The following is a 23,193-nucleotide window of genomic DNA, read 5'->3' as shown; positions in this document are numbered from 1 at the left end:
CCGCCGGCCCTGCGCGACGCGGCGGGACAACTGGGTGGAAAAAGCAAGACCCGGAACCCCGCTGCCGCCACTGGCTGCAGGAGCGGGCTGGCCCGCGATTGGTGGGTTTGTGGACACAGCGGATCGCGGGCCAGCCCGCTCCTACAAGCCAGCATGCCGGCCCGCCAGGCCTTGGCGCGGCACCGCACCCGCCCGGAGCGGGAGGGTGAGGGGCCGATAGGGTGAGCGTCCCGGTACTGTCCTTGGGTCGCGCTGCTGCCGCCGGCCGTAGGAGCGGGCCGGCTCGCGATCAATCATGTCAGCCGCCCGGGCATCGCGGGCCAGCCCACTCCTACAGTGCCTGGTTGTCGATGACACAGCACCATACGCTCCCATGCCCTCTTTTACCGCGAGAAAGCAGGATGAGGCCGCTGTTTGCTGCCGATCGACGGCCGCCGTCGCTTGGACCAGCTGCGACCAACAGGGCGGCTTGGCAGCCGCCCCGGTTCGGCGCGTGCTTTCAGCGCGCGTTGATGGCGATGGGGATGCGGCGCTGGCCGAAGTGCCCGGCCTGGTCGGCGAAGCGGCCGGCGATGGCGTGGCCGCATTGGGGGCAGCGGCCGTCCGTGCTCAGGCGGTAGTCCAGGATCCGGTACCAGTCGCGGATGATGAGCGCCGTGCCGCAGCCGGGACAGGCGGTGGTATCGCCGGCGACATCATGCACGTTGCCGGTATAGACGTAGCGCAGGCCCGCGTTCATGGCCATGCGCCGGGCCCGCTGCAGGGTGCTCTTCGGCGTGGCCGGGATGTCCTGCATCTTGTAGTCCGGGTGGAAAGCCGAAAAGTGCAGGGGCACATCGGGGCCGAGCTTGTCCATGATCCACTCGCTCATGGCGGCGAGTTCCTGGTCCGAGTCGTTCCGGCCGGGAATGAGCAGGGTGGTGATCTCGAACCAGACGTCGGTCTCCTGCTTCAGGTACTCGAGCGTTTCCAGCACCGGCTGCAGGTGCGCGCCGGTGAGCTTGTAGTAGAAATCATCCGTGAAGGCCTTCAGGTCCACGTTGGCGGCGTCCATCTTGGCGTAGAAGTCGCGGCGCGGGGCATCGTGGATGTAGCCGGCCGTGACCGCCACCGTCTTGATGCCGTGCTCGTGGCAGGCGTCGGCCACGTCCATGGCGTACTCGGCGAAGATCACCGGATCGTTGTAGGTGAAGGCCACGCTCTTGCAGCCCAGGGCCTCGGCGGTGCGGGCGATGGCTTCGGGGCTGGCCTGATCCTGCAGGCGGTCCATCTCCCTGGACTTGGAGATATCCCAGTTCTGGCAGAATTTGCAGGCCAGGTTGCAGCCGGCGGTGCCGAAGGACAGGATGCTGGAGCCCGGATAGAAGTGGTTCAGGGGCTTCTTCTCGATGGGATCCACGCAGAAGCCGGAGGAGCGGCCGTAGGTGGTCAGCACCATGGCGTCGTTGACCCGCTGGCGCACGAAGCAGGCGCCGCGCTGGCCCTCGTGCAGCTTGCAGTCGCGCGGACAAAGGTCGCACTGGATGCGGCCATCGTCGAGCCGGTGCCAGTAGCGGGCGGGATGATGAGTTTCGTGTTCAAGCATGGCTTGCTTCCTCGGCGCGGAGCTCGCTCTCGCGCCATTTGCTGACGGTGTAGCGGTAAAGCCGCAGCTCGGCGGCCCAGAAATCGGCGGGCAGGCCGGCCTTGCGCTTGAGATGGGCCAGGAACCGGTCGGGTTCCGGCAGTTGCTCCCAGACCTGGGGCAGGAAGGTGCTGCGGTAAGGACCGTAGTGCAGCACCAGGCCGTCCACGTGGGGCCGCAGCTGCGCCAGGGCGTCGGCCTCGTCCGCCGCGGGCAGGGGTGCCATGGGCGAGAGCAGCGAGACCTCGACCTCGGTGCGCCGCAGCTCCTGCGCGCGCAGCGCCGGGAAACGCGGGTCCTCGAAGGCGGCGGCGCGGGCATTGGCGCGCACGTCCTCCAGCAGCGGCCGGTGCGGCTCCAAGGTGCCGATGCAGCCGCGCAGCTCGCCGCCCTGGGTCAGGGTGACGAAGCAGGCGCCCGGCTCCAGCAGCCAGGCGGCATCCGGCGCGGCGGCAGGCGGCGCGCCGAAGGCGCTTTCGATGCTGTTGCGGGCCAGGTGCAGCAGCACAGGGCCGTCGTGTCGTGCTTCGATGCTCACGCTTTCTCCTCGTCTTCATAAAAGGCAAAGGCGCCGTAGCCGACCACCTGGTCGCGCGGGCCGGCGGTGTCGCCGGAGTTGCGCAGATCCAGCAGCTCCGGGCGCAACCGGCGCTGGCTGGCGCTGAGCAGCAGGCCGTTCACCGGCGTGGCCCCGCAGGCCTCCTCATGGCTCAGGCCGCCGTGCAGGGCCAGAATGGACTGCGCCGTCTGGCCGTCCACCTGCCGGGCCGTCGGGTAGGGCAGGTAGTGGGACAGATCTGAGCTGACCAGGATCACGGTCTCCGGCCCGCCCCACACCCGCTCCAGCACCTCGGCCACTTCCGCCGGGCGGGCGCTGCCCACCGCCAGGGGCAGCACCTGGAAATCCCCCAGCACCACCTGCAGGAAGGGCAACTGCACCTCCAGCGCATGCTCCCAGGCATGGGCCGCGGCATTGCGCTGCACTTGGGGCACGTCAGCGATGGCGCGCGCCGCCTCCGCATCCACCGGCACGATGCCGAGCGGGGTCTCCAGGCCGGACGCCTCGGGCAGAGCCAGGCCGCGCACCGGCACCCGGTGCACCGGCCCCAGCAGCACCACCCGCCGCACCTGACCGCGTGCCGGCGCCAGGCGCGCATAGGCCGCGGCCGCCACCGGGCCCGAGTAGATGTAGCCGGCGTGCGGCACGATCAGGGCCTTGGGCCAGGTGTCCTGGCCGGGCGCCTGCCCGGCCGCTTCGGCCAGGTAATCCTCGATCTGGCGGCGCAAGTCTGCGGCGAGCCCGGGATAGAAAGCCCCGGCGACGGCTGCCGGACGAATCGCTTGCATAACGGTCTCCTTGCCCACGGGAACATGGGTTGACGAAGAGATGTGGTGGTGTGGGTTTGTTTGGAAAAATTGCTGATTTATAAAAGTTTAATCAAGTTATCCACAAGCGCTTTGATCGAAAAAAAACGGATAGGTTCCGCCTTCGGGCCTGGGTTTAAGCCGGCGCCGCGCGGATTTTCCAGGAACTCGGCCAGGACCTGCTCGTAGCGGGGCAGGGCGGCGGGGTCCAGGCCCAGACGGCGGGCATAGTCCGGGTGCTGCTTCAGGTAAAAATAGTGCTTCAGGATCTCGGCCTGCTGCTCCAGGTTGTAATGGCGCAGCCGCTTGTCCGGCGCCAGGACGTAGGCGTAGGGATTGCGCCGGCCAAGGAGCGCCAGGCCGGCCTTGAGCATGACCGGCTCGCCGCTGTGATGCTGCCAGACATGGGCCATTTCATGAATGAACAGCCCCGTCAGCGCCAGGTCCGGGCAGTTGGCGTAGCAGTCCGCGTACAGGGGACTCCGGGGGTGCAGATAGAGATTGCCGTTGGGCGCCATCGCCACGTTGGGCAACTGCATCCCGAAAGGCAGGAAGCTGCGGCGGAAGATGCCGACCCGCGGGTAGTCGATGGCATCGGCAAAAAGCTGCGCGGCCAGGTCGATTTCCGCGTCGGTCAACGGACGGGCGGCGGGTGGCCGGCGGGGTGGGGCCATGGATGCTCAAATCCTGCAAGATGTGTACGGCCTTGGACCATCGAGGCCCCACACGGATTCCCCCGCGACCGATCGGCGCCGTGATCGCTAGACCACCTTGTAGTTGATCATCATGCCCATGTCCTCATGCTCCAGATTGTGGCAGTGGAAGAGATAATGCTGCTCGCCGGCGAAATTGTGGCTGAAGTCGATGGCGATGCGGACGGTTTCGCCCGGCCAGACCAGCACCGTGTCCTTCCAGCCCAGATCGGTGACCAGGCGGCCGTTGCCGTCGATGGCGAGACTGCCGACCTGTGCCGGGCTGCCCTGGCGGCTCAGCACCTGGAACTGGAAGCCGTGCAGGTGCATGGGGTGCGGCATGCTCACCGCGCTGTTGGCGATCTCCCAGATCTCCACCGCCCCCCGGTTCACGGACACGGGGAAGGCGTCCATCTGATAGGTCTGCCCATTGATGAGCCACTGGCCGTTTTCAAAGCTCAGGGCGAAGCGCCGGGTGCCGGCGCCGGCCGTGGCGATGGGCGTGATGGCCGACAGCGTCCTGGGCATGGACTCGAAGCAGGGCACTCGGTGCTTGACCACCATCTTCATGAGGTAATACGCCGCGCCCACCGGCAAGGCGGCGCTGGCCATGTCGGTGCTCGGCGGGGGGCTGGGCGGCGGCGTGCTGCTCATGTTCATCATGGGATCGAAGGCCAGGCTCTTCATGAAGAGGACGTCGCCGGGCCGGTACTGCCGCAGGTCGAGCACGATGTCGAGGCGTTCGGCGGGCGCCAGGAAAGCCTCCGTGACCTGGTGGGCGCGTTCCAGCAGGCCGCAATCGGTGCCCACCACATAGTAGGGCACCGGGACGTCGTTCCGGGTGAAGGCCAGCTTGAAGGTCCGGGTGGAGGAGGCGTTCAGCAGCCGCAGCCGATAGAAGCGGGTGTTGACTTCCCACACGGGATTGGCAGTGAGGTTGACCAGCGGGAGGTTGCCCGCCGAGCGGGGGACGTAGCGGATCTGGCCCTGTTCGTCGAAGCGCTTGTCTTCCAGCAGCAGCGGCATTTCCGCTTCCCCGAAGCGGAGATTCAGCGCCCGCCGCAGGTAGAGGTCGTCGCGGTCTTCCACGATGAAGAAGCTGGCCAGGCCGTTGAAGGTCTGCTTGGCCGTCAGCATGTGCACATGCGGATGGTACCAGTAGATGCCGCCCCGGTCCTGCACGGTGAAGGTGTAGTTGTAGCTTTCTCCGGGAGCGATGGCGTGATGCGGGTTGCCGTCCATGCGCCAGTCATTGTGCAGGCCGTGCCAATGAATGTTGCTCGCCTCCTGCAGATCGTTTTGCAGGCGGGCGGCAAAGCTGTCGCCGCTGTTGATGCGGATGATGGGATTCTGGTACTGCTTGCCTGCGTACTGGGCCTGGAAGAACAGAATGGGAGTGCTCCTGCCGGCCAGGATCTGGGTGCTGGCGGCCTGGGTGCGGATGTCCAGGGTCCCGGCGCGTATCTCCAGTGCGCCGAGCAGGCCTTCCTGGCCGGGCCGGTACAGCGGCGTCGTGAAGTTCTGCGCCAGCCGGGGATCGAAATTCTGGTAACTCAGGGGCTCGGCAGTGCTGGCGGCCTGCGTCGTAGCGTTGCGCGGGCCCAGGCCGAGCTGCGTGCCGGCGCCGGGCTGCTGCTCGGGTGAGCATCCCTCCAGCAAGGCGCCGAGTCCCCCTGTCGTCAAGGCATAGCCGGTCGCTGCGGAGTATTTGAAAAAGGTTCTTCTGCTGATACCCATTTACCCTCCTTTTGGAAAGAAGATCGCCATCTCGTGTGAAGCGCGTGGGTACGTACAGCTTTGACGTGCAGCGGCTAAGGGCTGGCCTGGCAGCGGGAACGGCAAATTCCAGGGCCCTTGTTAACACTATAAACAATGAGAAGCGGCAAGGGCTGCCCGTTTCCGACCAAGGGCCGTGCACCTTGAGGCTCAACAAGCCGTTGCAGATGGGCGATGGGAGGTCGGTTTTCGAGAGATGATTCGGCCAGGGAAAGTGCGCTAGTCCGGCCCGGGCGGCCAGTGCCGCTCCTGGCGCCCAGGCTTGTCCGCGCCCCGGTTGCGCCGGTAGCTCCAGCCGAGAATGGTGGAAATGAGCGAGACGACGAGCGCGACCGCCAGCCACAGCCACAGAGTGCCGTCCGGCCGGGCTTGGCTGGCGGTCGCGCTCCTGGCTGCCGATACCGCCGGCGCGGCGGCCTGCACCGGGTCCGGCCAAACCAAGCCCGGTTGGAGCAGCAGGAGCAGTGCCGTTATGGCTGGCCGGACGCGCATGGCAGTGTCGTGCTTCGCAGGGTGGGGGATCCATTGTCGATCTGCCCGGCCGGAGCGTCCACCGGCCAAAGTCCCACGCCGCCGCGTGCCGGGAGGCTGTGTGTTTGTCCGCCGAACGGGTATCATGCGCGCTGGATCCCGGCGCGCCGGCCCGGACGTCAATCAGCATAGGGAAAGTTATGAAGAACCTCGGTCGCTATTTCGTCAAGGGTCTCCTGCTCATCCTGCCCATCGTGCTCACCCTCTACCTCACCGTCTGGGTGGTGGAGGCCATGGACGGGCTCTTCCAGGGCGTGGTTTTCCTGCTCTTCGGCCAGCACATCCCCGGGCTCGGCCTGCTGCTGACCGCCGGCTCCATCGTGCTCGTCGGCGTGCTCGGCTCCCATGTGGTGACCCGCTCCTTCTTCGACTGGCTGAACCAGCTGATGGCCCGCATTCCCTTCCTGGAATCCGTGTACGGCACCATCCAGGAGGCGGTCAGCTTTCTGATCGGCGATCGGGAAAACGGCTTCCAGACCGTGGTGCTGGTGAAGCAGCCGGGCGACCTGGGCTACACCATCGGCCTGCTCACCCGCCAGCAGCTGCCGGAGCTGACCACCTTGCAGGGCGAGGACCGCATTGCCGTGTACGTGCCCATGAGCTATCAGATCGGCGGCTTCACCTACCTGGTGCGGCGCGACCAGATCATCGAGCTGCCCGAAATGACGCCCCAGCAGGCCCTGCGTTTCGCCCTGGTGGGCGGCCTCGGGAAGGGGCACAAGGTCGGATAGGCGGCAAACTTGCCTTCCCCGTTGCGGTCACAATGCTTACACCAACGACAACAGGGGAGTGCTGATGACGCGATTGCTGTTGGCCGTGCTCGGTTTCGTTCTTTCCGCCCAAGTCCTCGCCGCCCAAACCCATCCGCCCGTTCCTGCCCGGGAAAGCTTCCGCCAGATCCAGCCCGTCAACGTGAACATCGCGAGCGTGCGGTTGCCGGTGGGTCCCGGCATGGCGGGACCGTCGGTGCTTGCCGCCCAGATTCTGCTCGACCGCGTCCGCTTCTCACCGGGCGTCATCGACGGGCATTGGGGCAAGAATACCGCCAAGGCCGTATTCTGGTTCCAGAAGGCCAACGGCCTGCCGGCCACCGGCAGCCTGGACGCGGCCACCTTCCGCCTCCTGGCGCAGAAGGCGGCGGTGCCGCCCGATGGCCGGCTGATCGGCATCTACACCACTGGCCCGGCGGACGCCGCCGACCGCTTCCGGCGCTTGCCCCGGGACATCTACGCCCAGGCCCGGCTGAAGGAGCTGGGCTATGAGTCGGCGGCGGAGGCCCTCGGCGAGCACTTTCACAGCACGCCGGCGCTGCTGCAGCAGTTGAACCCGCGAGTCGATTTCGCCCGCCTCGGCCCGGGCGTGCGGCTGAACGTGCCGCTGGTGGCTGCGCCGCCGCCCGCCAACGTCGCCAAGCTCGTGAAAAAGATCGTGGTCTCGGCCCAGGGCTTCTATACCCATGCCCTGGACGCCCAGGGCCGCATCCTCTTCCACTATCCCTCCACCCTGGGTTCGGAATACGATCCCCTGCCGCCCGGCGACTGGAAGGCCAACGGCGTGGCCTTCTATCCGGACTTCCACTTCCAGCCGCGGCTCTTCCACGACGTGCCCGACTCCAATCCCGAGGCCCTCGTGCCGCCCGGCCCCAACTCGCCCGTGGGCCTGGTCTGGATCGACCTCAGCAAGGAGCACTACGGCATCCACGGCACCTCGGAGCCCCAGACCATCGGCTACACCAGCTCACACGGCTGCGTGCGGCTGACCAACTGGGACGCCTGGGAACTGGGCAAGTACACGGCGCCCGGCACGCCCGTCACCTTCATGGAAGGGGGCGAGACCCTGCCGGCGCCGGCCCGCCGCGCCGTCAGGCCCGCGCCGGCGCCTGCTCCTGCGGCTGCTCCGGTGCCAGGCGCGACGTCCGCGCCCACCAGATGAGCCGGTTGTTGGCCGGCATGGCCCGGTCCTCCACCAGCCGCAGGCCCTGCGCTTGGGCCAGGGCATCCACCGCCTCGAAGTCGCGGATGCCGCTCGCCGGATCGCGCGCCTTCAGCCAAGTGTCGAATTGGGCATTGCTGGCGCTGGTATAGCGGCCGCCGTAGTTGAAGGGGCCGTAGAGGCACAGGATGCCCCCGGGCGCGAGCACGCGCCCGGCCCCGGCAAAGAGCCGCTCGACCCCCGCCCAGGACACGATGTGGATGGTATTGGCGCAGAACACGGCCTCGATCCGGGCCACGGGCCAGGGCTCATCGAAGAGATCCAGCGCCAGCGGCGGCCGGACGTTGGGCAAGCCGGCCTCATCCAGCCAGGCCTGGATGCCAGGCAGGTTGTGGGGCAGGTCGCTGGGCTGCCAACACAGGTGCGGCAGGTGGGCGGGGAAATAGGCGGCATGCTGGCCAGTGCCGCTGCCGATCTCCAGGACCTCGCCGACCCCGGCGAAGATCTCCCGCAGCGCCTCCAGGATGGGCTCGCGATTGCGGACGCAGGCTTCGGAAAAAGGTTTCATTCGTGCGCGTCGAGTGGTGGGGTGATGGGTGTTGAGACTGGGACAGGCTGTGCGGGCTGTCAAGTTGGTGTGGGAGCGGGCTGGCCCACGCTTGCTTGCCCATCGGCACGGCGGATCGCGGGCAAGCCCGCTCCTACACACCAACCCGCCAGGCTTGGCACGGCACCGCAGCCGCCCGGAACACCCTCTCCCTTGGGGAGAGGCAGGGTGAGGGACAACATGGCGAGCGCCCGGGCATTGCTTCCGTCGCGCTGCTGCCGCCGGCCGTCGGAGCGGGCTTGCCCGCGATCAAGCAGGCCAGCCGCCCGTGCATCACGAGCCAGCTCGCTCCTACCCTCCCGTGAACCCGCGCGATTCAGCGCGTTGCCGGGGCGGCGCTGGCATCGCGCCCGCGCCCCCGGACACCCGCTCCCGCCGGGCGCGGGCAGGGTGAGGGCGCTGTTGGACTTTTAGCGGGTTGAGTGTGGGGCTCGGGCATGCCGTCCCTTGGTCCCGCCAGGATGCCGTTGGCTTGCTAGATCACCTTGGAAAAGCGCACCGGCTCGCCCCGGCGCAGATACACATCGAAGACCATGCAGATGTTGCGGATGAGCAGGCGGCCGCGCGGCAGCACGTCGATGCGGCCGTCCTCCAGGCGCAGCAGGCCGTCGGCGGCCATGTCGCGCAGGCGCTGCAGCTCTGCGGTGAAATAGTTCGCGAAGACGATGCCGTACTGCCGCTCGATGGCGGCGAAATCGAGGCTGAAATCGCAGATGAGGCGGGTGATGACGTTGCGGCGCAGGCGGTCGTCGCGGCTCAGTTCGATGCCGTGCGCCACCGGCAGCTGGCCCGCGGCCAGCCGGGCGTAGTATTCGTCCAGCCCGTGCACGTTCTGGCTGTAGCTGTCGCCGACCTGCGAAATGGCGGTCACGCCCATGGCCACCAGATCGCAGTCGGCATGGGTGGAGTAGCCCTGGAAATTGCGGTGCAGGGTGCCTTCGCGCTGGGCGCGGGCCAACTCGTCCTCGGGCAGGGCGAAGTGGTCCATGCCGATGTAGACGTAGCCCGCCGCCGCCAGCTGCTCCATGCTGCGCGCCAGGATGGCGAGCTTGGCCTCCGGGCTCGGCAGATCGGCGGCGTTGATGCGCCGTTGCGGCTTGAAGCGCTCCGGCAGGTGCGCGTAGTTGAAGATGGCCAGGCGGTCCGGCCGCGCGGCGATCACCCGCGCCAGGGTGTGGGCAAAGCTGTCCTCGGTCTGCAGCGGCAGGCCGTAGATGAGATCCACGCTCACCGAGCGGAAGCCCAGTCGGCGCGCCTCCTCCAGCACGCCGAAGGTCAACTCCTCGCTCTGGATGCGGTTGACCGCCCGCTGCACCGCCGGGTCCAGGTCCTGCACCCCGAGGCTCAGGCGGTTGAAGCCCAGTTCGCGCAGCAGCGCCAGCGTGCCGGGCTCCACCTCGCGCGGATCGATCTCGATGCTGTATTCGCCCGCATCGTCGTCCAGCAGGGTGAAGTGCCGGCGCGTCTGCGCCATCAGCGCCCGCATTTCCTCGCCGCTCAGGAAGGTGGGCGTGCCACCGCCCCAGTGCAGCTGCGTCACCGGCCGGCTGGGGTCGAAGCGCCCGCCCAAAAGTTCGATCTCGCGGAAGAGATGCTGCAGATAGACACCCGCCTTGCTGCGGTCCTTGGTCACCACCTTGTTGCAGGCGCAGTAGAAGCAGACCGTGTCGCAGAAGGGGATGTGGAAGTAGAGGGACAGGGGGCGTTGCGGGCATTCGGCGTTGGTGGCGGCGATCTGCCGTTGCAGGGCATCGGCGTCGAAGCCGGGATGGAACTGCGGCGCCGTGGGATAGGAGGTGTAGCGCGGGCCAGCGGTGTCGTACTTGCGGATCAGCGCGGAATCGAAGGTGACGGATTGATCCAGCATGGGCAGTCTCCTGTGCTCCGCACATTTTAGCGCCGCGGCTATCGAGTGACAACCGGATGTGCAAGTCCGCTTTGTTGCCAAAAAGAGGCGCCCCGCGGGGCGCCCCTGTGCATCAGCGGTGCGGCAATGCGGCTCAGAAGGTGACCACCGCCTGGGCGAGCATGCGGTCGGCCATGGCGTCGGCGATGCGCCGGGCATCGGCATTGCCCTGCGGCGCTTCCAGATCGCGGAACTCGTAGTTGACCATGAGCCGCGCCTTGGGATTGAAGAGGTACTGGCCGCCCACGGTCCAGGTCTTGAAGACGCGCTCCTGGGCCGCATTGTCGTACTGGCGGTTCAGGGTATCGTAGCGCAGGTTCAGCTCCCAGTTGGGCGTCAGCGTATAGGAAGTCTGCACGTACCAGCCCTTCGCCTTGCCGGTGGGCGCGACATTCGGCGTGCCGCCCTGGAAGGCCGGGTTGATGCCCGCGTCGATCATGCCGGCGGCATGCACGTACTCGCCGCGCACCCGCCACGGCGCCCGGTTGTAGTGGATGCCCACGCCTTGGCGCAGGCGCCGGTAGGAGTCGCTCTGGTAATCACGCTTGCCCTCGCCGCGCCAGACGAAGGCCGACAGCTCCTGCCGGTGGGCACCGTACAGCGGGCCCTGGAACACGTAGCTGGCCTGCAGGCGGCCAGTCACGTCCTTGTCGTCGTTGTCGTCCGTGCCGATGCTGGGCGTGCCGTTGCTCACCGCCAGCGCATAGGTGTACTCCATCTGGCCCTGGCGGAACCAGTCGAAGACCTGCACGCCGACGTCGCGGAAGGCGGAGTTGCCACCGATAAAGGCGTTTTCTGCCGGCGTGGCGCCGGCCTGAACGCGGTTTTCCTGCACCAGTTGGGCGGCGATGGCGCTGAAGTTGATGAAGTCCGCCGCGAAGGGGTTGCCCTCCAGGGCCTCGTCCATGGTCGGCATCTTGAAGCGGCCGGCGCGCAGGCGCGCGCCGGGCAGATAGTTGAAGGTCACCGAAGCGTCCGTCAGCGCCACGGAATCGACGCGGGTGATGGCATTATTGCCGAACTCCGCCATCAGGAAGTAGTTGATCTTGGTATCCTCCAGCGCGCCGCGGACGCCCAGGCGGGCGCGGCGGATGTTGAAGGTGGAGGTCGACTCGTCGCCGCCGAAGGTGTTGAAGATCGCCTGGTGGCCGTTGTGCGGGGCCAGGTTCGAGCTCGTCAGGCCGGTGACGGGATCACCAAAGCTCTGTTCGTAGGTGCCCTGGATGAAGCCGAAGAGCTTGACGGGCTTGGCGTCGGCGGGCTCGGTGCCCTGGATGGCGATCCAGTTGGCGGCGTGGGCGGCAGGCGCGAGGCCGGCCAGCAGCAGAAAAGCGAGGGTCTTGCGGATGGGCATGGCTGAATTCTCTGAACTCCAGGCAAAAACAGGCGGGCTGCGGCCCGCGTGACGGTTGATCCTTGTGCGGCCAAGCCGGATGCGCGGCGCCGACGCGCAAGCGCGTGCGGGGCGGGCAAATCCGGGCTGAAAAGCGGGGTTTCCTGAGCGGCTGGACAGCTACATTAGAATCTTTGGATATGGTGAAAGGCGGGCATTCTAATTTCTGCGCCCGTTTCAAACAAGCGCGCCGAGGCAGCGGCCTCGTGCCGGCGCCCGGGTCAGGCGGCCTCGCCCAAAGGCCGGATGCCGCGCAGCTGCGCGAAGCTGACCGTTCGCACCGTATCCAGGAAGTCCCGCAGATAAGCGAGTTCCGCCTGCTCCCGCGTGCAGGCCGCGTAGAGTCGGTTCCACAGGCCCTGGGGCCCGAGGGGCTTGGCGATCACGTAGCCCTTCTCCACATAGCCTTCCACCGCCCAGGCGGGCAGGGCGGCCACGCCGCGGCGCGATGCCACCAGTTGCAGGATGGCGACGGTCAGCTCCGCCGTCCGCCGGCTGGCCGGCTGGATGCCCGCCGGGCGCAGGAAGGCGCGGATCACATCCAGGCGCTCCTCCTCCACGGGATAGGTGATCAGGGTCTCGTCTTGCAGGTCCTCGGGCCGCAGATAGGGGCGCTCGGCCAGCGGGTGGGACTTGCTCAGCAACGCGAGGATCTCGTAGCGGAACAGCGGGTGGAAAACCGCGCCGGGCAAGTCCTGCAGCTCCGAAGTGATGGCCAGATCCGCCGCATCGGTCAGCAGGCCCGGCACCGGATCGCGCTGGAAGCCGGATACCAGGTCCAGCTCCACCTCCGGCCAGTGCTCGCGGAAGGCGTCCATGGCCGGCATCAGCCAATCGAAGCAGGTGTGGCACTCCACGGCGATGCGCAGGCGCCCGGCCTGTCCTTGGGCCATGCGGGCCAGATCGCGCTCGGCCGCCTTGACCTCGGGCAGCACGGTCCGCGCCAGGCGCAGCAGGCGCTCCCCGGCCGCCGACAGGCGCAAAGGCGTGCTCTTGCGCTGGAACAGGGAAACGCCGAAGGCGTTTTCCAGCGCTTTGATCTGATGGGAGAGGGCCGACTGGGTCAGGTGCACCCGCTCCGCCGCCGTCGACAGGCTGCCGGTTTCCGCAAGGGCGAGCAGGGTGCGCAGATGACGTAGTTCGATAGACATGATCGGGTTCAATGAAAAACATTCATGATCATGCATCATATCCCAAGATGGCCAGGCGGATCAAAGTCCCACGGCGCCGCCTCGAAAACGTCTTATCCTTGACAGGGACATGTCCTGTGCTACTAGTCATGAATGTAATGGTCCCTGCCAGGAGGTCGCCATGTATCGGTTTCTCGCCCTTCCCGCCCTGTCTGCGGCGCTGCTGCTGGCCGGCGTCGCCCCGCTGGCCCAGGCGGCCGAGCAGGCCTATGTGAAAATCCTGTCTCCCGCCAATGGCGCCAAGCTCGATGCCATGGCGCAGAACAAGATCACCTACGAGGTTCAGCCGGGCCCGCGCGGCGACCACGTGCACGTGTACGTGGATGACAAAGAGGTCGGCATCCTGCGGCAGTTGAAGGGCAGCTATACCCTGGAAACCCTCTCGCCCGGCAATCACGACGTCTGCATCAAGGTAGTCAACAAGGCTCACGTGCCCATCGGCGTGGAACGCTGCATCAAGGTGAGCCTCGACTAGGCATGGACCTGCAGAACCTGCTCTACGCCTCGGTGCAGGTGGTGCACAACTTCGGCGCCGCCGCCGTGGTCGGCGGCACCGTTTTCGCCCTGTGGCCCCGACGCCAGGGCGAGGAGGTCCGCCGCGCCCTGGCTTGGCTGGTGCTGGTCGCTTGGTCGGCCCAGGCTGCCAGCGGGCTGGGCTTTGGCTTGGTCAGCCAGTACTACTATGGCCGCCCGCCCGACATCCACGGCGTCGCCGTCGTGGCGCTCGGCATCAAGGTCGTCTGCGCCGTGCTGGGCTTCCTGCTGGCCGCCTGGTATCTCGCCAGTGCCGCCAAGTGGCCCGAGGGGCGGCGTCTGGCTTTGTGGCGCGGCATCGGCGCCCTGGGCGTGATCGCGCTGACCGCCGCCGCCTTCCTGCGCTGGTTCTCCTGAGCCGGATGCCTCATCCCCACGGAATAAGTCTCCGGCCCAGGTTTCGCCAAGCCCGGCCCAGCAGGCGCAATGCATCGGCGGGGAATTGGCCGATTTCCGCCGGAGGCCGGCCGGCGGCGAGGCCGAGTTCCAAGAGGTATTTGTGTTGGGCCAGCGCGTCCAGCACTTGGGCGCCCATCCCTTCGAAGAAGGCCTGACGTTGCGGCTGCGACGGCGAATTGAGCCAGGCGATGCCGTCCCGTGGGCCCAGGCGGACGACGCCGCCCAAATCCGGCGCGCCGAGCGGCGCCGGCTGCCCGCCCCGCCGCTGGCGCAGAAAGTTGTCGGCCCATTGCCGGCCGTGGCCGGCGGCGCGCTGCGCCGTGCTGGGCAGCCGAGGCGCCGCCGCGAACACGGATACATCCCCCAGGGCGTACAGCCCCGCCACCCCGGGCACCTGCCCATGCGCGTCCACCAGGATGCGCTGGCTCCCCGCCAGCGTCGCCACCTGCTCCCGCCACGGGCCCAGCAGGTCGCGCAAGGCGGGTGCGTCGTTGCGCAGTCCCGTGGCCGACAGGCGCACCGTGCGGGCCGGGGGCGGCATGTCGCCGGCCAGGGCGCTATGCAGGTGGACGGCAATGCCCTGCTGCCGCAGCGCCCGTTGGGCGTAGCACCCCGCCGCTTCGGGCAAGGCCGGCAGAAGGCGCCCGCCCCGGGCGTGGATCTCGATGCGGGCAGTCGGGTAGCGGATGCGCAGGGCGCAGGCCAGTTCCACTCCGTGGGGGCCGGCGCCGGCGATCTGGATGCCGGCGGGCCGCCAAGCATCCAGGCGGCGCAGGGCCGCGCGGGCACCTTCGTAGGAGCTGAGCGACAGCGCGGCCGATGACGGTGCCGTCAGGGCGCCGGTGGCGAGGAGAAGCGCGGGGCTGCGCAGTTCGATCTCCGTGCCTTCGGCGGCAACGAGCACTTGAAAGCGGGAGGGCATCCGTTCGTCCCGCCCGGCCAGGCGGCCGTGGCCGCGGAAGAAGCGCAGCGCGGGCGGCAGCAGCGCGCGGTAATCGATCAGCGGATTCCGGCCGTTCTCGATGAATTCATAGAGCAGCGGAGTGTAGGTCTGCTGGCCGCGCTCGTCGACGAGCGCGATGGCCAGGTTGCGCGCCTGGCGCGCCAGATGGATTGCCGCGCTCAGGCCCGCGAATCCCGCCCCGATGATGATCACATCGACGTCCATGCCGACCTCGCGCGTTTTCGAGCAGCCATTGTAAGCCAGCCCAGCGGGCGTGCCGCTGTGACCTTGGTTGGAGCGCTCGTGCCAGCGGACTGAGCACGTGTTAAGCTTGTGCCACCTTCAGCGCCGGGGATGCCTTGCGATGCCCCTGTCGGGCGGCAAGCGGGGTCCCGGGCAACGGCGCGTCACCGGACGGACAATCGTCACCACGAGGTAGGGCTTGAGGCAAACCGCATATCGTACGCTGCGCCTGCTGCGCATCACCCGGGTCCTAGTCAAGCACGGTCTGGACGATCTGTTGTTTTCCGTGCGCTGGCTGCGGCCGTACCGCTTCATCCTGGCCCTGAATCCCATCTACTGGTTCCAGCGGCGGGCCGAGGGCACCACCGGCCAGCGGCTGCGCCGCGCCCTGGAAGAGCTCGGGCCGACCTACATCAAGCTCGGGCAGATGCTGTCCACGCGCCGCGATCTCCTGCCCGACGAGATTACCCGGGAGCTGGCCCGGCTGCAGGACGACGTGCCGCCCTTCCCCGGCGAGGCGGCGCGCGCCATCGTCGAAGGGTCGCTGGGCCGCTCTCTGGACGAGCTCTTCCAGGACTTCGATCCCGTGCCGGCGGCGGCCGCCTCCATCGCGCAGGTGCATTTCGCGCATCTGCGCGACGGCCGCGAGGTGGCGGTGAAGGTGCGCCGGCCGGGCATCGAGCGCATCGTCGAGCAGGATTTCGCCATTCTGTCCTTCCTGGCGGAGCTGGCGGAGCGCTACTCGGCCGAGGCCCGGCGCCTGCGGGTGCGGGCAGTGGTGGAGGAGTACGCCAAGACCATCGCCGGCGAAATGGACTTCCTGCGCGAAGCCGCCAACGCCAGCCAGTTGCGGCGCAACTTCGCCGAGCACACCGATCTCCTCTATGTGCCGGCGGTGTTCTGGGACTATTGCAGCGAGGGCGTGCTGGTCATGGAGCGGGTGCATGGCATTCCCATCAGCCAGCGCGAAGCCCTGGCCGCGGCGGGCATCGACTTCGACCAGCTGTCGCGGCGCGCCGCCGAGATCTTCTTTCGGCAGGTCTTCGTCGACGCCTACTTCCATGCGGACATGCACCCCGGCAACATCTTCGTCGATCCGGACACGGGCCGCTTCATCGCCGTGGACTTCGGCATCATGGGCACCCTGGACCGCGACAGCCAGCACTATCTGGCGGAAAACATGTCGGCCTTCTTCGACCGCGACTACGAGCGCGTGGCCGAGGCCCACGCGGCAGCGGGCTGGATCCCGTCCGGCACCAACCTGCAGGACTTCGAAACCGCCCTGCGGGCCATCGCCGAGCCCATCTTCGAGCGCCCCTTGAACGAAATCTCCGTGGGCAACCTGCTGCTGCGCCTGTTCCAGACCACCCGCCGTTTCAACATGCAGACCCAGCCGCAATTGCTGCTGCTGCAAAAGACCCTGGTCAACGTCGAGGGCATTGCCCGCAACTTCAATCCCAACCTGAACATCTGGGAAGTGGCCGCGCCCATGCTGGCCACCTGGATGAACCAGCAGCGGGGCCCGCTGGGCTGGGCGCGCGAGGTGCGGGAGAACCTGCCCAAGTGGGGCCTGAACCTGCCGCAGATCCCCAACTTGCTGCACACCGCTCTGGATCAGATGGTGCAGGGACGCCTGGAGCTCTATCTCAAGAGCGAGCAGATGGAAATCATGCGCCAGGAGCTCCGCTTCGGCCTGCATCGCATCTTCATGGCCATCGTCGGCGTATCGCTGCTGATCTCCGCCGCCATCATCGCCGATCAGGAAAACGGCATCTTCGGCAGCCTCGCCGGCTTGTCGCCGGTGTCGTGGGTGTTGGGGCTGGTGGGCGCGTACATTTTGTTTTTGGGGTGGCCGCGGCAGCCGGATTAGGGGATCTGGGCGGGCTTGGTTCAGCCCGGCGGCAATTTGCAGCCCGGGTTGGATGCCGCGAAGCCCAACGGGTTTAAGGCAGGAGCGAGCCAGGGTGCCAGCTCGCCAGGGGTTGGCACGGTACCGCGCCCGCGCCCCGAGTACCCGCGCCGGTCGGGCGCGGGCCGGGTAGGGGCCGATAGGGCGGGCGCCCCGGCAGCAATCTTGGATCGTGTTCTCGCCTCTGGTTTGTAGGAGCAGGTAGCCCGCGATCAACCATGCCAGTCGTCCCTGCATCGCGAGCAAGCTCGCCCCTACAGCCCCGGAGCCAGCCCCTCAGCGCTTGGCACGGTGCCGCGCCGGCCTGCCCCGGACATCCGCTCCCGCCGGGAGCGGGCAGGGTGAGGGTGCGGCGTTGCGGGGGATCGGCGTGGCGACTGGCGTGCGGTGCCGTCTGGCCGCGCCTCAAATGCTGATGCCCCGGCCCTGTCCTTGGGGATCGTCCGCATCGAAAGGATCACGCAGCTGGATGGCTTGCGAGTTGCCCCAGGCCGCCAGATCCGCCACTTGCACGCCCAGCCAGTAAAAAGGCCCGACGCTGTCGTGATCGTGGCCGCCGATCAGAGTCTGGTCGGCTTCGAGCAGAACGTTCCGGGCAAAGTCCAACGCCTCGCCCCGGCTGCGAAAAGTCTTCCACAACACGACCCGTTCCTGCTGCGGGTCGGCCGGCAGCGGCACGGGCCGGTCCAGGGCGGCCTTGACCGTCATTTCCCTTGCTTCATTGTGGTAACGATGCATGCCTGCTCCTTTCGGCGCAGCCTTGCCATCCGCGGTCTGATCAGATGGCTCGCGCCGTGCTTGGCGAGAGAGGGATGATCTGCGTGGAGGTCGGCCCCGCTCGGCGGGGCCGCGATCAGGCGTGATGCTAGCGTGGGTTGCGAATATCCTCTTTGGCGTCGCCGTACGCCTTCTGCACTTTGCCGGCGGTCTTCTGGGCGGTGCCCTTCAACTCGGTCTTCTCGTTGCCGGTCGCCCGGCCGGCCGCTTCCTTGACTTTGCCGGTGGCCTCCCGGGCGCGGCCCTTCACCTGGTCTTTGTTCATGGCAGGCTCCTTTCGTGAATAGCTTCCTGCCTATTCAGACGCCGGCTGGACAGGGGAGTTCGCCCCGCCGGCCCGTTGTGCGACCTTGGTCCCGGTGCGATGCTTCAGCCCGCCAGGTCGTGCTCCGCCTCCTCGTCGCTTTCCAGGCCGAGTTCCTTGAGCTTGCGGGTCAGGGTGTTGCGTCCCCAGCCCAGTTTGCGGGCGGCTTCCTGCTTGTGGCCGCGGGTATGGGCCAGGGCGGTTTCCAGCAGGATGCGCTCGAAGCGGGGCAGGGCTTCGGCCAGGAGATCGTCCTGGCCCTGGCTCAGGCGCTGCCGGGCCCAGTCGGCCAGGGAGCGATCCCAGTCCAGGGCGGCCGGCGCCGCCGTTTGCGCCTGGGTGCTGGCCGGGCCCTGCAGCTCCGGCGGCAGGTCGTGCGTCTGCACGATCTGACTGGGCGCCATGACCGTGAGCCAGCGGCACACGTTTTCCAGCTGGCGCACGTTGCCGGGCCAGGAAAAGTGCGTCAGGACCTGCTCCGCGGCCGGACTCAGGCGCTTGCGCTCCACCCCCAGTTCGGCGGCCGACTGGCTCAGGAAGTGGCGGGCCAGCTGCGGAATGTCTTCGCGCCGCTCGCGCAACGGCGGCAGGTGGATGCGGATGACATTCAGCCGGTGGAAGAGGTCTTCGCGAAATTTGCCCTCGCGCACCAGCCTTTCCAGGTCCTGGTGGGTGGCGGCGATGACGCGCACGTTCACGCGCACCGGATTGTGCCCGCCCACCCGGTAGAACTCGCCGTCGGCCAGCACCCGCAACAGGCGGGTCTGCAGGCCGGCGGGCATGTCGCCGATTTCATCCAGGAAGAGGGTGCCGCCATTGGCCTGCTCGAAGCGGCCATGGCGCTGGCTGACGGCGCCGGTGAAGGCGCCGCGCTCGTGGCCGAAGAGCTCGGATTCCAGCAGCTCCGCGGGAATGGCGGCGGTGTTGATGGCGATGAAGGGGCCGCCGGCGCGCGGGCTGTGGCGGTGCAGGGCGTGGGCGACCAGCTCCTTGCCGGTGCCCGATTCGCCGTTGATGAGTACGTTGATGTGGGAGCGGGACAGCCGCCCGATGGCGCGGAACACCTCCTGCATGGCCGGCGCCTCGCCGATGATCTCCGGGGCCGGCGACGGCTCCGCCGCTTCCTCGGGACGCTGGCCGCCGTGCTCCATGGCCCGCCGGGTCAGGCTCACCGCTTCGTCCACGTCGAAGGGCTTGGGCAGGTACTCGAAGGCGCCGCCCTGGAAAGCCGCCACCGCGCTGTCCAGGTCCGAATGGGCGGTGGTGATGATGACGGGCAGCTGCGGCCAGTGTTTCTGGATGCGCTGCAGCAGGTCCAGCCCGTTCATGCCCGGCATGCGCACGTCGCTGATGATGGCAGCCGGCTGCTCGCGTTGCAGCCGCTCCAGGACGCCCTCGGCGCTGGCGAAGGTCTGCACGGGAATGCCCGCGGTCTCCAGCGCCTTCTCCAAAACCCAACGGATGGAGCGGTCGTCATCGATGACCCAGACGGATTTCATGGGCTTGGCACTCCTTGGCCTATGCGCACAGCCTGCTCTCCACGGATACGGCGTCCGGCCCGCGGCCCATCACCCATCGGTGAGCAAGGGCAAGTACACCCCGAAGCGGGTGCGCCCCGGCTCGGAATGCAGCTCAACCAGGCCGCCATGGCCGGCCACCAGCGACTGCACGATGGAGAGGCCCAGGCCCAGGCCGTCGGGGCGGCCAGTGACCAGGGGCAGGAAGATCCTCGACTGCAGTTCCGGCGGCACGCCTGGGCCGTTGTCCTCCACCTCGGCGCAGAGCGCCAGGCGGTGGCGGCGCGTGCCGATGGTGAACTGGCGCTCCACCCGGGTGCGCAGGGTGATGCGGCCCTCCTGCCCCAGCGCCTGCATGGCGTTGCGCACCAGGTTGATGAAGACCTGGATCAGCTGCTCGGCGTCGGCCATGAACTCGGGAATGGAGGGGTCGTAATCGAAGCGCAGGTCGATGCCGGTGGGCAGGTCGGTTTGCGCCAGGCGCCTGACGTGCTCCAGCACGTGATGGATGTTGGTGGGCGCCAGCCGCGGCCGGGCCTGGGCCCCCTGCAGGCGCGTCAGGAGCCGGCTGAGGCGATCGGCTTCCTTGATGATGATGCCGGTGTATTCCTTGAGCGCCGGATCATCCAGATGGCGCTCCAGCAATTGGGCGGCGCCGCGCAGGCCGCCCAGCGGGTTCTTGATCTCGTGCGCCAGGCCGCGCACCACCTCCTGGGTGACGGCATGCTGGTTCAGCAGCAGCTCCTCCTGGGTGATGCGCAGATGCCGGTCCTGACGCACCAATTCCAGCAGTACGCCCGGCTCCGGTAGGCTGCGGCCGCCGCCCGCCGGCAGGGTGACGGGCGAAATGGCGGCGTCCACCATCACCTCGCCCCAGTGGGAAACGCGCAGGTGCTGGGCCCGGTCGGTCACCGGCGCCTGGCCGGCCAGCGCGCCGCGCAGGCGCTCCCGCAGGGGCGGCGGCAGTTCCATCAAGGCGTCGACCGGTTGGCCGAAGCCGTAGCGCAGGCTGGTCTTGAGAAGATCCTCGGCCGCCGGGTTCAAATAGCAGACCCGCAGGTCGCCATCCAGCACCAGGATGGCCGTGGTCATGCCGTCCAGCACGGTTTCGACCGGCAACTGCTGCGGGTCGGTGATCAGGGGGGAGGTAGGCGCGTAGTGGACCATGTCAGAGTTTAGCAATAAGCGTGCCCGTGCAAGCGCGGCGGGATTGGCCGCGAAACTCAGGGGCTTGAGCGGAAAAGAGCGGCATTTGCACCAAAATAGTGCAAATGCCGCTCTTTGAAAAGCCGGCGGGAAAGCGTAGGCGTGCTTAGCGGGCTTCCGTCGGCGCGCTGCCCGCCGACAGGCTGTCGATCTGGCGGTCCAGCAGCAGCACCCGTTCCTGGGCGGTGTGCACCCGCTCTTCCAGGGCGTTCACCCGGTCCTGGTAGCGGACGTAGTTGCGCTCGCTGCCCAGCCGCACCGCCTTGCCCTCCTCGTACTCCTTGATGGCGTTCAGCAGCTCAAGGCGCGCCAGGTCGCGCTGCTGCTGCAATTCCTGCAGCCGTTGCGCTTGAACGTCGGGCGCCTTGGGCTTGGGGCTGGCCGGTTCGGTCGCGGCCCCGGGCTTGCTGCCGGCGGCACCGCTGCCGGACGGCGCGGGGGCTGCGCCCGTGTGGCTGTCCTGGAGGATGGGGCGCAGCTGCTTGGCCTTGGCCGGGGGCTTGTTGCCATAGTGCACCATGCCCTGGCTGTCCACCCAGCGGTAGATCGTGTCGGCCTGTGCGACGGCGGGCAGGAGCCCCGCGAATAAGACCCAGATGAGCCAAGGCATGGCGGCCTCCGCTGGTGAATGGGTGGAAAATAATATTCTATTTTAGACGATGACGCGCAATAAGCATGGTGCCGGGGTCGGATGCGCCGCAAAAAACAAGGCCCCGCGCGGGGCGGGGCCTGGTCGCTGCGGCGGTCGCCCTTAGAGGCTGTAGTACATGCGCATTTCCACCGGATGCGTGGTCATGTTCACTTCCTGCACCTCGGCGCGCTTCAGTTCGATGAAGGCGTCCAGCATGCTGTCGGTGAACACGCCGCCCTTGGTCAGGAAGGCGCGGTCGGCGTCCAGGGCGTCCAGCGCCTCGGACAGGGAACCGCAGACCTGCGGAATGCTCTTCTTCTCCTCGGCCGGCAGGTCGTAGAGATCCTTGTCCATGGCCTCGCCCGGATGGATCTTGTTCTGGATGCCGTCCAGGCCCGCCATCATCATGGCCGCGAAGGCCAGGTAGGGGTTGGCGGTGGAATCGGGGAAGCGGACCTCGATGCGCCGCGCCTTCGGGTTGGTCACGAAGGGGATGCGGATGCTCGCCGAGCGGTTGCGCGCCGAGTAGGCCAGCATGACCGGCGCCTCGAAGCCGGGCACCAGGCGCTTGTAGCTGTTGGTCGACGGATTGGTGATGGCGTTCAGGGCCTTGGCGTGCTTGATGATGCCGCCGATGTAGTAGAGCGCCAGCTCGGACATGCCGCCGTAGCCGTCCCCGGAGAAGAGATTCTTGCCGTCCTTGGCCAGGGACATGTGCACGTGCATGCCGGACCCGTTGTCGCCGACGATGGGCTTGGGCATGAAGGTGGCGGTGTGGCCGTAGGCGTGGGCGACGTTGTGGACCACGTACTTGAGGATCTGCACTTCGTCGGCCTTGCGGGTCAGGGTGCCGAAGGCCACGCCGATTTCGTTCTGGTTGGCAGTGGCCACTTCGTGGTGGTGCACCTCGACCTTGATGCCCATTTCCTCCAGGGCCAGGCACATGGCGCTGCGGATATCCTGGCTGGAGTCCACCGGAGGCACGGGGAAGTAGCCGCCCTTGACGCTGGGACGGTGAGCCATGTTGCCGCTTTCATACTCCTTGCCGGAGTTCCAGGCCGCTTCCTGGGAGTCGATCTTGTAGGAGCAGCCCGACATGTCGATGCTCCAGGTCACGGAGTCGAAGATGAAGAACTCGTTTTCCGGGCCGAAGTAAGCGGTGTCGGCGATGCCGGTGCTCTTCAGGTAGGCCTCGGCGCGCTTGGCGATGGAGCGAGGATCGCGCTCGTAGCCTTCGCCGGTGGCCGGCTCGATGATGTCGCAGCGGATGATGAGCGTGTTCTCGTCCATGAAGGGGTCCATCACCGCCGAGCTGGGGTCCAGCTTCAGGATCATGTCGGATTCATTGATGTGCTTCCAGCCGGCGATGGAGGAGCCGTCGAAGGCCTTGCCCTCCTCGAAGGCGCCCTCGTCCAAGGCGTGGGCGGGCATGCTGACATGCTGCTCCTTGCCCTTGGTGTCGGTGAAGCGCAGGTCAATAAACTTCACATCGTTTTCTTCGATCAGTTTGAATACGTCTTTAACGGCGTCAGCCATCGTGAACTCCTGGTTGCGGCGGGTGCTGAGTGGGTCGTCGGGGAATAGCAGAATTTGTGCCAGGCGCGCGCGTTTGTCAACGTGCCGGTTTTCTGCGCTTGGCGGCCAGTGCGTTGGGTGAAGAGATTGCTCTTGTGCACCATTTTGGTGCTTGTCGGTCTTTTATGCACCATTGTTG

22 protein-coding genes are annotated in these 23,193 nt (G+C 67.4%); 5 read left to right on the top strand and 17 right to left on the bottom strand.

The annotated features are described in order from the left end of the window. Nucleotides 1-499: 499 nt before the first annotated feature. From amrS to G579_RS0105980, 6 genes are all read right to left on the bottom strand, one after another. Entirely contained in the window at nucleotides 500-1,585 is a 1,086-nt protein-coding gene (gene amrS, locus G579_RS0106005; RefSeq protein ID WP_028989461.1) for an AmmeMemoRadiSam system radical SAM enzyme, read from the bottom strand. After that, nucleotides 1,578-2,162 carry an AmmeMemoRadiSam system protein A gene (amrA, locus tag G579_RS19265; protein WP_028989460.1) on the bottom strand — a complete coding sequence of 195 codons (585 nt, stop codon included), beginning with the start codon at nucleotides 2,160-2,162 and terminating at the stop codon, nucleotides 1,578-1,580. The genes amrS and amrA overlap by 8 nt, the downstream gene beginning before the upstream one ends. Continuing rightward, nucleotides 2,159-2,971, bottom strand: a complete 813-nt coding sequence (gene amrB / locus G579_RS19260) for an AmmeMemoRadiSam system protein B (protein ID WP_028989459.1) — start codon at nucleotides 2,969-2,971, stop codon at nucleotides 2,159-2,161. The genes amrA and amrB overlap by 4 nt, the downstream gene beginning before the upstream one ends. Before the next feature lie 77 nt (nucleotides 2,972-3,048). Further along, nucleotides 3,049-3,663 (bottom strand): hypothetical protein, encoded by a 615-nt coding sequence (locus tag G579_RS16120; protein ID WP_211218667.1) that lies wholly within the window; start codon nucleotides 3,661-3,663, stop codon nucleotides 3,049-3,051. 87 nt (nucleotides 3,664-3,750) lie between these two features. Then, entirely contained in the window at nucleotides 3,751-5,418 is a 1,668-nt protein-coding gene (locus G579_RS16115) for a multicopper oxidase family protein (protein WP_051180965.1), read from the bottom strand. Between the two features lie 258 nt (nucleotides 5,419-5,676). Continuing rightward, a complete protein-coding gene (locus tag G579_RS0105980) occupies nucleotides 5,677-5,949 on the bottom strand; it encodes a hypothetical protein (protein ID WP_028989458.1) in 273 nt (90 codons plus the stop codon). Between the two features lie 179 nt (nucleotides 5,950-6,128). Between G579_RS0105980 and G579_RS16110 the strand changes: the two genes are divergently transcribed. Together G579_RS16110 and G579_RS16105 are read left to right on the top strand one after the other, a co-directional pair. After that, a complete protein-coding gene (locus tag G579_RS16110) occupies nucleotides 6,129-6,719 on the top strand; it encodes a DUF502 domain-containing protein (protein WP_051180961.1) in 591 nt (196 codons plus the stop codon). Between the two features lie 64 nt (nucleotides 6,720-6,783). Then, a complete protein-coding gene (locus G579_RS16105) occupies nucleotides 6,784-7,920 on the top strand; it encodes a L,D-transpeptidase family protein (RefSeq protein WP_051180954.1) in 1,137 nt (378 codons plus the stop codon). Here the strand turns inward: G579_RS16105 and G579_RS16100 are convergent. The 4 genes from G579_RS16100 to G579_RS0105950 form a co-directional block, all read right to left on the bottom strand. Further along, nucleotides 7,850-8,488 carry a DUF938 domain-containing protein gene (locus tag G579_RS16100; RefSeq protein ID WP_051180951.1) on the bottom strand — a complete coding sequence of 213 codons (639 nt, stop codon included), beginning with the start codon at nucleotides 8,486-8,488 and terminating at the stop codon, nucleotides 7,850-7,852. The two genes, G579_RS16105 and G579_RS16100, sit on opposite strands and share 71 nt — an antisense overlap. Nucleotides 8,489-9,002: 514 nt before the next feature. Further along, entirely contained in the window at nucleotides 9,003-10,394 is a 1,392-nt protein-coding gene (gene hemN / locus G579_RS0105960) for an oxygen-independent coproporphyrinogen III oxidase (RefSeq protein WP_038018444.1), read from the bottom strand. Nucleotides 10,395-10,527: 133 nt separating this feature from the next. After that, entirely contained in the window at nucleotides 10,528-11,787 is a 1,260-nt protein-coding gene (locus G579_RS0105955) for a porin (RefSeq protein ID WP_038018441.1), read from the bottom strand. Nucleotides 11,788-12,047: 260 nt separating this feature from the next. Next, nucleotides 12,048-12,977, bottom strand: coding sequence for a LysR family transcriptional regulator (locus G579_RS0105950; protein ID WP_211218666.1), 930 nt, complete (start codon nucleotides 12,975-12,977; stop codon nucleotides 12,048-12,050). A 160-nt stretch (nucleotides 12,978-13,137) separates the two neighbouring features. Here G579_RS0105950 and G579_RS0105945 point away from each other — a divergent pair, with 160 nt between their 5' ends. Then, nucleotides 13,138-13,491 carry a DUF6130 family protein gene (locus tag G579_RS0105945; RefSeq protein ID WP_028989454.1) on the top strand — a complete coding sequence of 118 codons (354 nt, stop codon included), beginning with the start codon at nucleotides 13,138-13,140 and terminating at the stop codon, nucleotides 13,489-13,491. 2 nt (nucleotides 13,492-13,493) lie between these two features. Next, the gene (locus tag G579_RS0105940) at nucleotides 13,494-13,907 is read left to right on the top strand and encodes a hypothetical protein (protein WP_028989453.1); all 414 of its coding nucleotides are present in this window, start codon (nucleotides 13,494-13,496) and stop codon (nucleotides 13,905-13,907) included. Between the two features lie 10 nt (nucleotides 13,908-13,917). On the opposite strand, the gene G579_RS0105935 is transcribed toward G579_RS0105940, so the two are convergent. Then, nucleotides 13,918-15,117, bottom strand: a complete 1,200-nt coding sequence (locus G579_RS0105935) for an FAD-dependent oxidoreductase (protein WP_028989452.1) — start codon at nucleotides 15,115-15,117, stop codon at nucleotides 13,918-13,920. Nucleotides 15,118-15,334: 217 nt separating this feature from the next. Here G579_RS0105935 and ubiB point away from each other — a divergent pair, with 217 nt between their 5' ends. Beyond that, the gene (gene ubiB / locus G579_RS0105930; RefSeq protein ID WP_028989451.1) at nucleotides 15,335-17,005 is read left to right on the top strand and encodes a 2-polyprenylphenol 6-hydroxylase; all 1,671 of its coding nucleotides are present in this window, start codon (nucleotides 15,335-15,337) and stop codon (nucleotides 17,003-17,005) included. A gap of 444 nt (nucleotides 17,006-17,449) precedes the next feature. Here the strand turns inward: ubiB and G579_RS16095 are convergent, their stop codons facing one another. The 6 genes from G579_RS16095 to glnA all read right to left on the bottom strand — a co-directional run bounded on the left by G579_RS16095 (nucleotide 17,450) and on the right by glnA (nucleotide 23,015). Then, nucleotides 17,450-17,782 (bottom strand): hypothetical protein, encoded by a 333-nt coding sequence (locus tag G579_RS16095; protein WP_211218665.1) that lies wholly within the window; start codon nucleotides 17,780-17,782, stop codon nucleotides 17,450-17,452. A 127-nt stretch (nucleotides 17,783-17,909) separates the two neighbouring features. Further along, nucleotides 17,910-18,086, bottom strand: a complete 177-nt coding sequence (locus tag G579_RS0105920) for a CsbD family protein (protein ID WP_028989450.1) — start codon at nucleotides 18,084-18,086, stop codon at nucleotides 17,910-17,912. A gap of 104 nt (nucleotides 18,087-18,190) precedes the next feature. Next, nucleotides 18,191-19,624: a nitrogen regulation protein NR(I) gene (gene ntrC, locus G579_RS0105915; RefSeq protein ID WP_028989449.1), complete on the bottom strand. Its 1,434-nt coding sequence runs from the start codon at nucleotides 19,622-19,624 to the stop codon at nucleotides 18,191-18,193. A 69-nt stretch (nucleotides 19,625-19,693) separates the two neighbouring features. After that, nucleotides 19,694-20,809 carry a nitrogen regulation protein NR(II) gene (gene glnL, locus G579_RS0105910; RefSeq protein ID WP_081662618.1) on the bottom strand — a complete coding sequence of 372 codons (1,116 nt, stop codon included), beginning with the start codon at nucleotides 20,807-20,809 and terminating at the stop codon, nucleotides 19,694-19,696. Nucleotides 20,810-20,954: 145 nt separating this feature from the next. Next, on the bottom strand, nucleotides 20,955-21,458 hold the full coding sequence (locus tag G579_RS16090) for a DUF4124 domain-containing protein (RefSeq protein WP_051180949.1): 504 nt from the start codon (nucleotides 21,456-21,458) through the stop codon (nucleotides 20,955-20,957). Nucleotides 21,459-21,599: 141 nt separating this feature from the next. Beyond that, complete coding sequence (glnA, locus tag G579_RS0105900; protein WP_028989447.1) at nucleotides 21,600-23,015, bottom strand: glutamate--ammonia ligase; 1,416 nt, start codon at nucleotides 23,013-23,015, stop codon at nucleotides 21,600-21,602. Nucleotides 23,016-23,193 lie beyond the last annotated feature (178 nt).

Origin of the sequence: Thermithiobacillus tepidarius DSM 3134 (assembly GCF_000423825.1) — a bacterium.
GTDB lineage: Bacteria > Pseudomonadota > Gammaproteobacteria > Acidithiobacillales > Thermithiobacillaceae > Thermithiobacillus > Thermithiobacillus tepidarius.
The sequence above is the reverse complement of the archived record's forward strand: the minus strand, read 5'-3'. Positions and strand labels throughout refer to the sequence as shown.

What these genes read in the sequence shown, in the direction of transcription:
- G579_RS16120 (WP_211218667.1), bottom strand. Translation starts at nt 3,663, where the DNA reads ATGGCCCCACCCCGCCGGCCACCCGCCGCCCGTCCGTTGACCGACGCG.
- G579_RS0105940 (WP_028989453.1), top strand. Translation starts at nt 13,494, where the DNA reads ATGGACCTGCAGAACCTGCTCTACGCCTCGGTGCAGGTGGTGCACAAC.
- G579_RS0105980 (WP_028989458.1), bottom strand. Translation starts at nt 5,949, where the DNA reads ATGCGCGTCCGGCCAGCCATAACGGCACTGCTCCTGCTGCTCCAACCG.
- amrS (WP_028989461.1), bottom strand. Translation starts at nt 1,585, where the DNA reads ATGCTTGAACACGAAACTCATCATCCCGCCCGCTACTGGCACCGGCTC.
- G579_RS16090 (WP_051180949.1), bottom strand. Translation starts at nt 21,458, where the DNA reads ATGCCTTGGCTCATCTGGGTCTTATTCGCGGGGCTCCTGCCCGCCGTC.
- glnL (WP_081662618.1), bottom strand. Translation starts at nt 20,809, where the DNA reads ATGGTCCACTACGCGCCTACCTCCCCCCTGATCACCGACCCGCAGCAG.
- G579_RS0105950 (WP_211218666.1), bottom strand. Translation starts at nt 12,977, where the DNA reads ATGTCTATCGAACTACGTCATCTGCGCACCCTGCTCGCCCTTGCGGAA.
- ntrC (WP_028989449.1), bottom strand. Translation starts at nt 19,624, where the DNA reads ATGAAATCCGTCTGGGTCATCGATGACGACCGCTCCATCCGTTGGGTT.
- G579_RS16110 (WP_051180961.1), top strand. Translation starts at nt 6,129, where the DNA reads ATGAAGAACCTCGGTCGCTATTTCGTCAAGGGTCTCCTGCTCATCCTG.
- G579_RS16105 (WP_051180954.1), top strand. Translation starts at nt 6,784, where the DNA reads ATGACGCGATTGCTGTTGGCCGTGCTCGGTTTCGTTCTTTCCGCCCAA.
- amrB (WP_028989459.1), bottom strand. Translation starts at nt 2,971, where the DNA reads ATGCAAGCGATTCGTCCGGCAGCCGTCGCCGGGGCTTTCTATCCCGGG.
- hemN (WP_038018444.1), bottom strand. Translation starts at nt 10,394, where the DNA reads ATGCTGGATCAATCCGTCACCTTCGATTCCGCGCTGATCCGCAAGTAC.
- glnA (WP_028989447.1), bottom strand. Translation starts at nt 23,015, where the DNA reads ATGGCTGACGCCGTTAAAGACGTATTCAAACTGATCGAAGAAAACGAT.
- G579_RS0105920 (WP_028989450.1), bottom strand. Translation starts at nt 18,086, where the DNA reads ATGAACAAAGACCAGGTGAAGGGCCGCGCCCGGGAGGCCACCGGCAAA.
- G579_RS16100 (WP_051180951.1), bottom strand. Translation starts at nt 8,488, where the DNA reads ATGAAACCTTTTTCCGAAGCCTGCGTCCGCAATCGCGAGCCCATCCTG.
- G579_RS0105955 (WP_038018441.1), bottom strand. Translation starts at nt 11,787, where the DNA reads ATGCCCATCCGCAAGACCCTCGCTTTTCTGCTGCTGGCCGGCCTCGCG.
- G579_RS0105935 (WP_028989452.1), bottom strand. Translation starts at nt 15,117, where the DNA reads ATGGACGTCGATGTGATCATCATCGGGGCGGGATTCGCGGGCCTGAGC.
- G579_RS0105945 (WP_028989454.1), top strand. Translation starts at nt 13,138, where the DNA reads ATGTATCGGTTTCTCGCCCTTCCCGCCCTGTCTGCGGCGCTGCTGCTG.
- G579_RS16095 (WP_211218665.1), bottom strand. Translation starts at nt 17,782, where the DNA reads ATGCATCGTTACCACAATGAAGCAAGGGAAATGACGGTCAAGGCCGCC.
- G579_RS16115 (WP_051180965.1), bottom strand. Translation starts at nt 5,418, where the DNA reads ATGGGTATCAGCAGAAGAACCTTTTTCAAATACTCCGCAGCGACCGGC.